Here is a 10,095-nt window from a genome sequence, read left to right as displayed (position 1 = left end):
GCCTCACCCAAAGCTTTCTTGACGCTTATGCCCGCTTCAGATGCGCTGGAGGGATTGGCATATTCTGTCGACAAATAGGGCAACATGGCATCCAATGCTGCCGGCGCCAAGGCCGTTGTCGCATTATTATCGAGATAAATGCTGCGCGTTATGCTCATGGCTTCGGCTCTCCGAGGGGTAATATTTCCTCTTCCAGACAACCCACCACCATGCCGTTGGCAAACTCCACGAGGTAGAGGGGCGTGTTGCTCTCTTCATGATGTCCTACCCGCACGATTTCTCCCGGACTGTCCTTGACCACCAGCAAGGCCCCTTCGGCCTCCCCCGGATAGGTCCCGTCATTAAAAATATCATCGCCAGCCAATACCCTGAGGCCCCAATCAAATCGGGGAGGACGCAGATCCATCATGAGATTTTCTCCTCCTGACTCGGATTGTATTCGATCAGTTCCAGTTCACGGCCCTTCATACCGACCAGATGACCACGTTCATAAAAATCCACGCCATAAATATAAAATTGTTGCAAATAGGTCCCGATACTGATGATAAAACCGACATCGCCTTTTGTAACAATCACCTCGCCAATTTCGGCGCCGGTGAATGTTCCGTCATTTTTCACATGCTTGCGGGAACGGACTTTATCTCCATAATTGAACTCGGGTTCTGCGCCCAACTCCACCGTTGCACTGTCTCTGCTCATTCCGGCCATGTCCCACCCTCCCCTGGCAATCGTTGTCTGGACGTATCGCCTTTCCCCAAGCGTTCCGCGGCGCAACGACGCACCTCATAATCCTCATCCGCCAACAGGCTGATTACCGCTTCCTGGCTCCCACGCGCCGCCACCTCATAGCGGATACGCCAATCCGCATCGTCAACCAGTGTGGAAAGGATCGACACCGGTACACGTTCAATGGCATCCAGACGGACCCTGGGATCATCGTCCTGCAGCATTTTGACCAGAGCATCCACGCCGATGCGTTTGGCCACAACCCGCCGGACCTCCACATCGGAATCATGCATCATGAGCGGCAACAGGCCTTTGGGCAGACGACGCACTACCTCCAGACGTACGTAATAATCCGCGTCGTGCATCATGGCCGACAGGTTACGGTCATCCAGCCGCACGGCTACCCGGATACGCACTTCCCGATGCGGATCGTGGATCATTCGCAGCAGATAGCGTTGTGGAAGCCTTTGCGCTACCGCCCAGCGCACGGTTTCGTCGGGATCGTTCATCAGTGCGGGCAGATGAAAAATATCCGCATAACGTGCGGCGCAAGCCCGCACCTCAAAGTAGCCGTGTTGCAGATAATCCTTGGCGATCTGCGGATTCCAGCGAAAAAAGCGATCCACCCTTTTGGCGTAACGATCATGCATACAGGCATGCAACGGTTCGCACTTCACCTCCGGAATCCCGCGCTCAGGGCAGGCTTCACAGGAGACGGCACCGCCCTGCCAGTCAATGGCCTCGTCCGGATCACTCATCGTCGTCTTCCTCTTTTTTTTGCAGGACTTCCAGCAGCACCCGGGCCTGTATTTTATCCGTCGGGTCCAGTTCGATGAGTTTGTCCATGATTTTGCTGCCCGTAGCCAGGTGACCCAGACGCAAATGCAGGTAACCATAGGCTTTCAGCACGAACATATAAAAGCGTGCCCGCGGTGCATCAAAACTGCCAAAGTCCGCCTGCCGTTCCCTTACCTTGCGCCAGTCCGGATCAATACCCAATTCTGCGGCGCTACGCTGCAGACAGATGCGGGCCGTAGCCAGCGCCTCGCTCAGTCGGCCTTTATAGAAATAAAATTTGTATAAACCCAGGTAAACGACCATGTGTTCGGGCGCGATGGCGATGGCATCCATCAGATGATCCTCGGCGCGCACATCGTCCGCATAAGAGCGCGCCGCGAGATGCAGATGGCGTTCCGCTGCCTCCGGTAGGAGGCCTTCATAATAACGGCGGTTCAACCATTCATCGTCCCAGATATTACTCATGCTGCACCCCTATGCTTCACGGGGTTGAGCAGAGCCGCTTCGCACTCCTCACAGCAGACATAACTGCTGTAAGCACGTGCGAGATGACGCTGCTCCCTGGCTGGTATGCGGGTAAATATCTCCGCACCGCGGAAATCGATATCGTCGAGATGCGGGGGGAGTGCTGCCGTATTCGCTGCACAACGATGGATAGTCGTATTCGTATGATGAACGATCCAGGTTTCCATGTTTTCCTCCCTCCAATCTCACCGTTTCCGGGACCCGGCTTTATTCCTTGGGTGTAAATGACGTTCCGCAACCACAACTGGCCGCCGCATTGGGATTGGTAAAGACCAGCCCAGTATTCATCAGGCTGTCCTCGCAATCGACGACGACGCCGTTGAGAAAAGGGACACTCTTCTGTTCCAGCAGTACCGGAATGCCATTACTGGTGATGGCCACATCGCCGGGCTCCGCCGCGTCGACAATGCGAAAATCGTAAGAGAGGCCGGAGCACCCGCCTGGCTTCACCGCAAGGCGGAAAGCACTGGAAGCATTTCCACCGCCAAAGGTGATCATCCGTTGGATAAAGCGTTCCGCTTTAGGCGTAAAGGTGAGTTCCATGACAGACTCCTAAGCGACGTAACGGGGATAGTTGTTGTCAATGATGCAGGTGTCATCCACCGGACATACCGCCACACACTGAGGTTCATCGAAATAGTTTATGCATTCCGTACACTTGGTCGGATCGATCACAAAGGTGCCATTCTTTTCGGAAATGGCCATATTCGGGCATTCCGGTTCACAGGCCGAACAACTGGTGCATTGGGAACCGACGATTTTAAAAGCCATGATGTTTCTCCTTTTCACAAAAATGGGGGAGGAGATCTCCCCCGATAACCTTACGCAGCTATGTACGCCCCTTGCCGGATCTCCGCATCCCCGCGCTGGCCATGGACAATGGCCCCGCTACGGATGTTATCGAGATAATCCCGATAGTAGGCAATGACCGACTGCTCGATATATTCAAAAGCGTAACGATCCACCGCATCGATTCCGGCCGCCTCCAGCGAGGCTTTCGGACAGCCACCGATCTTGGCCACAAAAACTGCCGTACAATCGTTGATCGCGCGGATGATGGTGGTTTCCAGGGCTTCCTCTTCGCCATAACCGCCCTGGCAATAGAGGTCCACGCGACGGTGACCGACAAACTTCGCCCCGGACGCACTCGCCTCATAAATCTGAAACTCGGTGGCATGACCGAAGTGCTCATTGACCCGCCCGCTGCCTTTCGTCGCCACCGCGATGAGAATTTTGACATCGGATTGCTCGCCGGCCAGGGTTTCCAGCTCCGCCCGCTTGGCGTCCACCGTCGCCTGGCGTTCCTGCTCCACCAGCGACTGATAGGCCTTGCGCGATTCGAGGTCATATTCCACATCCATCGCCATTACGGCTTCGGTCGTGAATTCTGCCGAACGATCTTCGCCCAGCAGACCCACCGCGTCCGCCCGGCATTGCCGACAGTGGCGCATCATGTTCATTTCGCCTTCGCAACTGTCCTGCAGGCCCTTGAGTTCCTGCGCGGTCGGGCCACGCTGGCCGTTCAAACCGAAAACCGTGCCATGTTCAGGGGCGGAAATCAGGGGCATGATGTTGTGGAGGAAGGCTCCGCGACTCTTGACTGCCCGGTTGACTTCCACCAGATGGTGATCATTGATGCCCGGGATCATGACCGAATTCACCTTACAGAGAATGCCGCGCTCGGTCAGCATTTCCAGTCCCTGCATTTGCCGGTCGGTGAGTATCTGCGCCGCTTCGCGCCCCTTGTACCGCTTGTTTTGGTAATAAATCCAGGGATAGATCTGTGCGCCTACATCCGCATCCACCATATTGATGGTGATGGTGACGTGATCCACATTAAAACCGGCAATGGTATCCACATGGTCAGGGAGTGCCAGGCCATTGGTTGACAGGCAGAGCTTGATATCCGGCGCTGTTTTCGAGATCAGTTCAAAGGTCTTGAAAGTTTTCTCGGGGTTGGCCAGGGGATCACCCGGACCGGCGATACCCAACACGGTCATTTGCGGAATGGTGGAAGCCACGGCCAGCACCTTTTTGGCCGCTTGCTCCGGCGTCAGTTTTTCACTGACGACACCCGGCCGACTTTCGTTGGCGCAGTCATATTTGCGGTTACAGTAATTGCATTGGATATTGCAGGCGGGCGCCACCGCAACGTGCATACGGGCGTAATGATGATGCGCTTCTTCGCTATAGCAGGGGTGATTCTTGACCTTTTCCCATATCTCCGGTGCCAGATCTCCCTGCCCCGCTCCGGTGCCACAACTGGCCTTGCCGGAACCGCCGCTCGTACCACAACCTTGGTGTTCTGCCTTTTGCTGCATAATCTCATCCAGATCCACCCCGTTATTGGGTGTGGCAATACTGGAAAGAGCAATTATTTGGGATGCCATGGGCGTAATCCTCCATACGGATCTTCAGTGAACGATGGAAAACCGCGCGCCTCATGGATGTATCGGCTTGCTCCTAAGAAGCTGACGCTTGCATTACCTTAAGCAAAAGTGATGCCAGCATATGCTGCCTTTGTTTTTCAAGATGTTAGATTAAGTCATCCGGTGCTTTGTCGGTAACATTACGTGCGTTTTCAGCACTGCGGCGAAAATTGTCAAGAACCGGACAAATGGGGAGGGGTAAAAATAGCAGGGCAAGCACGAAAGGCGGTGGGCACAGTGAGGATGGGTAGGGCGTTCGCCGCCCCTGGTTGAGCGTTTCTGGTTTAGAGTTTTTTAACTTCTACGCCGTGTTTATTGAGGGCATAACCAAGTTTGCGGGTAGTCGTCCCCAACAAACGAGCGGCTTTGGCCTGTACCCAGCCACAGCGGTCCATGGCCTGGATCAGGCGATCCCTTTCCGACAAAGGTGCAGCACTCGCCTCATTGTTTGCGACCAAGGCATCCACCGCTTGCTCCGCAGATTCGGGCATTACGGAAAGCGGTATACTACTACTGCCTGACACCTTCATGGTGACGATGTGATGGCTTCCTTCCAGCGGTCGCAGCGCCATGGAGAGACACTGATTGCGCTGGCAGGGCACGTCGAGATTGCGAATGATATCGCCGCGCATCATGGTGGCGGTGCGTTCGACGCAGTTTTCCAGTTCCCGCACGTTACCCGGCCAATAGCAGGACACCATGGTTTGCAAAGCTTCCGGGGTGAGGGTCAGTTTGCGCTGATTCTCGGCGTTGTAACGGGCGAGGAAATGTTCGATCAAGGCGGGGATATCCTCACGACGTTCCCGCAGTGGGGGCAGGAAGATACTGACGACATTGATCCGGTAGTAGAGATCGGCGCGGAACTCGCCCTTGCTCACCGCCTCTTCGAGATTGCGATTGGTGGCAGTGATAATGCGCACATTGACTCGCCGGGTCTGGGTGCCGCCCACCCGCTCGAATTCACGCTCCTGTAACACCCGTAAGAGCTTGGCCTGAAAAGCCGGAGAGATATCGCCGATCTCGTCGAGAAACAGCGTGCCGCCATCTGCCAGTTCAAAGCGCCCTTTGCGCTCTTGGGTGGCGCCGGTAAAAGCACCGCGCTCATGTCCAAAGAGCTCTGATTCGAGAATACTTTCGGGGAGCGCCGCGCAATTGAGCGAAACAAAGGCTTTGTCGCGACGGGGGCTGAGATAGTGAATGGCGCGGGCGATGACTTCCTTGCCGGTGCCCGACTCACCGCGCAGCAACACGGTTGCCTTGCCTGGCGCCGCTTGGTGCACGTCAGAAAACACCGCCTGCATGGCCCGGCTGTTGCCGATGACATTTTTGATGCTGTAGCGTTTCTGTAATTCCTTCTGTAGACGATGCTTTTCCTGCAAAAGACGGTTTCGTTCCGCCGAGATACCCTGATGCAGATTAACGGTCTGTCCCACCAGATTGGCGATCATCTGCAACAAGCGGACATCAGAGCGGAAACTCACGCCCTTGTGTCGCTCACTGCGATAGATAGCGAGCACGCCGATACACTCATACCCCACCTTAATCGGCACCCCTACAAAAGCATGCAAGCGCTGACTGATCTCCGGTTCAAAGGCGCGGTGCAGAAAAGCCGGTTCCTGAGAGACATCAGGAATCACTATCGGCATGCCGGCACGCATGATCTTGCCTATCATCCCCTCCCCTAACCGATAACGCCCCCGTTCTATTTCCGCAACAGACAAACCTGTGGCAGCGATTACCCCCACTACTTCCTCGTTCATACGCAACACAATCATGGACGGTGAGATATGCAGATGACTTTCCAGCGTCTTCAACACATCATTTAGGGTGTGTTCAAGATCCATGGAGGAGCTGAGCACCTTACTCACCTCATAGATGGTCGTCAGCTCCTGAAAATGATTGGGTGTTACACGATCTTTCATGATAGTGTCCTCTTCTCTACAGCGCTCAGGAGGCGTTGGCGTGGGATGAGGCGGCTGGAGTTTTGCTGAGACTGCTGGCCCGTCTGACGCTTGGGCAAGGCACCGAGCGTCGACAATTGTCTGGAAAGGCGCCAACATCCCCAGTGTACACATCAAGAGATATGGACGTCCACAGGCGTAATTGATCTTCAGAAAAACCAGCGATTTTGGCGCCTCCCGCTTCCATGAGCGGGCGACGGATAAGGAGGGGGTCCAACAGCATTGCGGCGAGTGCCCCGGCTTCCGTGAACGCCTCCGGAACGATCTCTCCCGACTTTACCCGCGGCGAAGCCGGGTTGAACCACTCTGCCACGGGTCGATCTGCAAAATAGGGGCGCAGGGTTTCCGCCGTCCAGGCGGTTTTCAATAAGTCATGCACCTCCAGCACACAGCCGGCAGACGTCAACAGTGCTTTCTGCCGCGCATTATTGGCACAGCCTGGTTTTTCGTAAAATAAGACACACAGCGGCATGCTGGCCGGCAACTGCTCATGATCTGTTCGCTCACCCCGGGTCAGAAGCTGATCCACCTGCCCCGCGATTTCTTTCTGAACCGCGGGATCCAGACGCTGCAACCAGGCACCGGGAAGCCCGTAAGTCCCGTACAGGCCTCCCGCCAACATTCCCGCGATAGCGCCCGTGGTGTCCGCGTCCCCACCCTGATTTACCACCGTAATCAGGCAGTCTTTAAAATTATCGGTATGAAGCAGCGCATACAGGACGGCACGCACCGTATCCACAATATAGGGCGTAGGGGCCTGGGGAATTTCTTTGAAATCGAATTCCGGGTACCGTGCAACCAGTTCATCCGCCAGGCGCCGCACGGATGAAACGCCGTCACCGCGCAGCGCGCCGCGCAACATCTCCCCCAGCGTCAGGGTGGCGATATCCGACAGTGGGTGATGGTGGGTCAAATGCGCCTGTTCTACACTGATCAGCCGGAAGGCGGCGGGGGCGTTCAGGGTGGCCAACACCACGGGGAGATTGCGCACGCACGCACCATTGCCGGCATCCCATTCCGCCGGTTCGGCGGCGGTACTGCCGTTGAGCATAAAGCGCCGGATTCCCCGGCGGCAGGTATTGCCCACATCCACGGGATGGCCGCGCAACCACTGCACCATCCCCTCGCCAAAGCGGGTAATGGACCATTGTTCATCGGCAAGGATGCTCCGCCCCAACACCAGACACATCTGGGTATCGTCGGTCACCTGTCCGGGGCGTAAATGCAGCCAGCCGCCACCGGTCATATTGCGGTGGACGCCATATGCCTCCCGGATTTCCGGGGGACTCATGAACTCCACCGTCGCGCCCAGGGCATCCCCGACCGCCAATCCCAGGTAGGCGCCTAATGCCCTCTCCCGCAAGTCATAGCCCATTTCTCGTCCTCAGTAATAGTGCATGTGTGCCGCGTATTCACCGCCGATCACCAGATACTCACTCTCCGCCTGGAGTGCGCGACATGGCAGCAGGCCCTTGAAGAAGAGCAGTTTTACCAAAGGTACTTCCACCTCCAGTATGTAATCGCCGAATGCGCTGGCCACGTCCCGGTCGCTGCTGAAGGATACCAAGTTGTTCAGCCGGATCACCCCCTGCCGCGCTCCGGCTTTCCAGAGAATAGGATGTTCCGCAAAATCATTGGTTCCCCGGAACAAGCGCACGTGCCGCTGTCCAGATGCCAGAAAACGTCGCGCCGACCATTGTGCGAATTCAAACAACAGGTCAAGCTGCAACCAGATCGCATTATTATCAAATCGCCCTGACATTTTGTCGGTCATATACTGAATCCAGGCGGCATCACCCACACGACCGATCACCTGTCGGTGAAAATTCGGGGCGATCCCGAACCGGCTCTCCACCCAGCCCTTCATGACCGCACCTTCCGGTGAATTGCTGTCATATCCCCAGCCTTTGAGCAGGCGTAAATAGCTCGCCCTGAAGCGTCGGCCCTTCGTGCGCTCATACCCGCCAGCAAAAATCTCTTCCATGTACGCCTGGAAGACCTGTCCCGCCTCGCACTGTTCCCGTACCAGCGACAATCTCTGGAAAAGCGCAGGGTGCCCATCGCGCACCCCGGCGATATGTAGCGGCATCGGGAACGCATGAAATTCAGCACTGATCAACAGCCCGGACGGAATCCCAGTCAGATTGCTACCGGGATTGACGGACGGCGCACGGGCCGGACGCTGCTCCTCCGGTGGGTTCGCTGTTGACAAAAAGCGTCCTTGCGGCGACTAATTCTGCAACACGGCAGCCACCTTGGCGCGGACATCTTCGAGCCGCAGGGGCTTATGGAGGAACACGAATCCTTTACTGATGACGGGCCGGCTCAGGGCGGAACGCGCTTCCCCCACCACGAGCATCAGTCGTGCCTTGGGAAATTGTTCGTTCACCATCTCCACGGTCAACCCGCCTTCGTCCAGCAGCGCCTCGCCGAGAATAATCAGGTCCGGCGGCCAATCCTGAGCCTTGGCGACAGCCGCCTGGAGACTGGCGATTTCGTGGGTTTCATATTCATCATGAAGCATGAATTGCACCGCCATGCGCCCGATTTCATCCGTATCCAGCACAAAAATGCGCCGATTACCCACCGCGAGCTTACAATCCACACCGATCTGCATATCGTCCTCCCAAAACTGAGCAAGCCTTCCTGCTTGAATGGGTAATCAAAGCAGGTTTTATGCCATACAGTTCCGGCCCCGCGTTTAGATCCCGAATAGCTCCCAGCCGGAAAGCGAAAAAATCTTTCCGTCGACCAGACAAGGTACTAAGCCATTCAAACAAAACCGAGTTTGTTGGGCCTTAATTAGGTCGCTTCATTAGGTCGCTTCCATGACCCAATAGCGGCGCGGTGAATTGTATAAGTCGGTCAATGCTGTGGGGTTCCTGACATAGAAAGTGCATTTTGTAGGTTTTCAAACAGCCTGAAAGGGTCTACCAGAAAGGTGCGATTTTATATATAAAACAGTTCATTATGTGGATACATACAGGTCTGGCACGGCCCTTGCAACAGCGAGGACGGAACGCGACTCTTCCCCGTTTTTGGGGGCTTCCACCTGGCAAGTTAGTCATTTTTGAAACAGGAGACATGGCAATGAGTGACAAACTAAGGCAAATCGCCTTTTATGGTAAGGGGGGCATTGGCAAGTCCACCACCTCCCAGAATACCCTGGCAGCCCTTACGGAAATGGGCCAAAAGATTCTCATCGTCGGCTGCGACCCCAAGGCTGACTCCACCCGCTTGATTCTCCACTCCAAAGCGCAGGACACCGTACTGAGCCTCGCGGCTGAGGCGGGCAGCGTGGAGGATCTGGAAATCGAAGACGTTATGAAGGTCGGGTATCGTGATATCCGCTGCGTGGAATCCGGTGGACCGGAGCCGGGCGTGGGTTGTGCCGGGCGTGGCGTTATCACCTCCATCAACTTCCTGGAGGAAAATGGTGCCTATGACGGCGTCGATTACGTCTCCTACGACGTGTTGGGCGACGTGGTGTGTGGCGGATTCGCGATGCCTATTCGTGAAAACAAGGCGCAGGAAATCTACATCGTCATGTCTGGCGAAATGATGGCCATGTATGCCGCCAACAACATCTCCAAGGGCATTCTCAAGTACGCCAATTCGGGCGGCGTGCGTCTGGGCGGGTTGGTGTGTAACGAACG

13 protein-coding genes are annotated in these 10,095 nt (G+C 55.9%); 1 reads left to right on the top strand and 12 read right to left on the bottom strand.

The window, feature by feature from the left end:
* Positions 1 to 154: 154 nt before the first annotated feature.
* The 12 genes from AC2VNK_RS01570 to AC2VNK_RS01515 form a co-directional block, all read right to left on the bottom strand.
* The gene (locus AC2VNK_RS01570) at positions 155 to 409 is read right to left on the bottom strand and encodes a nitrogen fixation protein NifZ (protein WP_486882559.1); all 255 of its coding nucleotides are present in this window, start codon (positions 407 to 409) and stop codon (positions 155 to 157) included.
* Positions 406 to 708 carry a nitrogen fixation protein NifZ gene (locus tag AC2VNK_RS01565; RefSeq protein WP_014029049.1) on the bottom strand — a complete coding sequence of 101 codons (303 nt, stop codon included), beginning with the start codon at positions 706 to 708 and terminating at the stop codon, positions 406 to 408. The genes AC2VNK_RS01570 and AC2VNK_RS01565 overlap by 4 nt, the downstream gene beginning before the upstream one ends.
* Complete coding sequence (locus tag AC2VNK_RS01560; protein WP_291522670.1) at positions 696 to 1,484, bottom strand: 4Fe4S-binding leucine-rich repeat protein; 789 nt, start codon at positions 1,482 to 1,484, stop codon at positions 696 to 698. The genes AC2VNK_RS01565 and AC2VNK_RS01560 overlap by 13 nt, the downstream gene beginning before the upstream one ends.
* Positions 1,477 to 1,989, bottom strand: a complete 513-nt coding sequence (locus AC2VNK_RS01555) for a hypothetical protein (protein ID WP_288019909.1) — start codon at positions 1,987 to 1,989, stop codon at positions 1,477 to 1,479. Before AC2VNK_RS01555 ends, AC2VNK_RS01560 begins: the two co-directional genes overlap by 8 nt.
* The gene (locus AC2VNK_RS01550) at positions 1,986 to 2,216 is read right to left on the bottom strand and encodes a hypothetical protein (RefSeq protein WP_215859777.1); all 231 of its coding nucleotides are present in this window, start codon (positions 2,214 to 2,216) and stop codon (positions 1,986 to 1,988) included. Before AC2VNK_RS01550 ends, AC2VNK_RS01555 begins: the two co-directional genes overlap by 4 nt.
* Before the next feature lie 40 nt (positions 2,217 to 2,256).
* The gene (locus AC2VNK_RS01545) at positions 2,257 to 2,592 is read right to left on the bottom strand and encodes a HesB/IscA family protein (protein ID WP_271780951.1); all 336 of its coding nucleotides are present in this window, start codon (positions 2,590 to 2,592) and stop codon (positions 2,257 to 2,259) included.
* Positions 2,593 to 2,601: 9 nt separating this feature from the next.
* Positions 2,602 to 2,820, bottom strand: a complete 219-nt coding sequence (locus AC2VNK_RS01540) for a 4Fe-4S binding protein (RefSeq protein WP_486882558.1) — start codon at positions 2,818 to 2,820, stop codon at positions 2,602 to 2,604.
* A 50-nt stretch (positions 2,821 to 2,870) separates the two neighbouring features.
* Positions 2,871 to 4,439: a nitrogenase cofactor biosynthesis protein NifB gene (gene nifB, locus AC2VNK_RS01535; protein ID WP_486882557.1), complete on the bottom strand. Its 1,569-nt coding sequence runs from the start codon at positions 4,437 to 4,439 to the stop codon at positions 2,871 to 2,873.
* A gap of 323 nt (positions 4,440 to 4,762) precedes the next feature.
* Positions 4,763 to 6,400: a nif-specific transcriptional activator NifA gene (nifA, locus tag AC2VNK_RS01530; protein WP_486882556.1), complete on the bottom strand. Its 1,638-nt coding sequence runs from the start codon at positions 6,398 to 6,400 to the stop codon at positions 4,763 to 4,765.
* A gap of 25 nt (positions 6,401 to 6,425) precedes the next feature.
* Positions 6,426 to 7,814, bottom strand: a complete 1,389-nt coding sequence (draG, locus tag AC2VNK_RS01525) for an ADP-ribosyl-[dinitrogen reductase] hydrolase (protein ID WP_486882555.1) — start codon at positions 7,812 to 7,814, stop codon at positions 6,426 to 6,428.
* Positions 7,815 to 7,823: 9 nt separating this feature from the next.
* Positions 7,824 to 8,651, bottom strand: a complete 828-nt coding sequence (locus AC2VNK_RS01520; RefSeq protein WP_291522659.1) for an NAD(+)--dinitrogen-reductase ADP-D-ribosyltransferase — start codon at positions 8,649 to 8,651, stop codon at positions 7,824 to 7,826.
* Positions 8,652 to 8,669: 18 nt separating this feature from the next.
* Positions 8,670 to 9,056: a response regulator gene (locus AC2VNK_RS01515; protein WP_486882554.1), complete on the bottom strand. Its 387-nt coding sequence runs from the start codon at positions 9,054 to 9,056 to the stop codon at positions 8,670 to 8,672.
* Between the two features lie 473 nt (positions 9,057 to 9,529).
* Between AC2VNK_RS01515 and AC2VNK_RS01510 the strand changes: the two genes are divergently transcribed.
* A partial coding sequence (locus AC2VNK_RS01510; protein ID WP_486882553.1) for an AAA family ATPase occupies positions 9,530 to 10,095 on the top strand: 566 nt, incomplete at its 3' end.

This window comes from Acidithiobacillus sp. TH-A35 (assembly GCF_057473505.1).
Note: the sequence above shows the minus strand (reverse complement) of the source record. Positions and strands in the feature narration are given on the sequence as shown.

Bases quoted from the DNA above. Each gene is read 5' to 3' on its own strand.
- AC2VNK_RS01540 (WP_486882558.1), bottom strand. From the start codon at position 2,820: ATGGCTTTTAAAATCGTCGGTTCCCAATGCACCAGTTGTTCGGCCTGT.
- AC2VNK_RS01560 (WP_291522670.1), bottom strand. From the start codon at position 1,484: ATGAGTGATCCGGACGAGGCCATTGACTGGCAGGGCGGTGCCGTCTCC.
- nifB (WP_486882557.1), bottom strand. From the start codon at position 4,439: ATGGCATCCCAAATAATTGCTCTTTCCAGTATTGCCACACCCAATAAC.
- AC2VNK_RS01555 (WP_288019909.1), bottom strand. From the start codon at position 1,989: ATGAGTAATATCTGGGACGATGAATGGTTGAACCGCCGTTATTATGAA.
- draG (WP_486882555.1), bottom strand. From the start codon at position 7,814: ATGGGCTATGACTTGCGGGAGAGGGCATTAGGCGCCTACCTGGGATTG.
- AC2VNK_RS01570 (WP_486882559.1), bottom strand. From the start codon at position 409: ATGATGGATCTGCGTCCTCCCCGATTTGATTGGGGCCTCAGGGTATTG.
- AC2VNK_RS01545 (WP_271780951.1), bottom strand. From the start codon at position 2,592: ATGGAACTCACCTTTACGCCTAAAGCGGAACGCTTTATCCAACGGATG.
- AC2VNK_RS01515 (WP_486882554.1), bottom strand. From the start codon at position 9,056: ATGCAGATCGGTGTGGATTGTAAGCTCGCGGTGGGTAATCGGCGCATT.
- AC2VNK_RS01565 (WP_014029049.1), bottom strand. From the start codon at position 708: ATGGCCGGAATGAGCAGAGACAGTGCAACGGTGGAGTTGGGCGCAGAA.
- AC2VNK_RS01550 (WP_215859777.1), bottom strand. From the start codon at position 2,216: ATGGAAACCTGGATCGTTCATCATACGAATACGACTATCCATCGTTGT.
- nifA (WP_486882556.1), bottom strand. From the start codon at position 6,400: ATGAAAGATCGTGTAACACCCAATCATTTTCAGGAGCTGACGACCATC.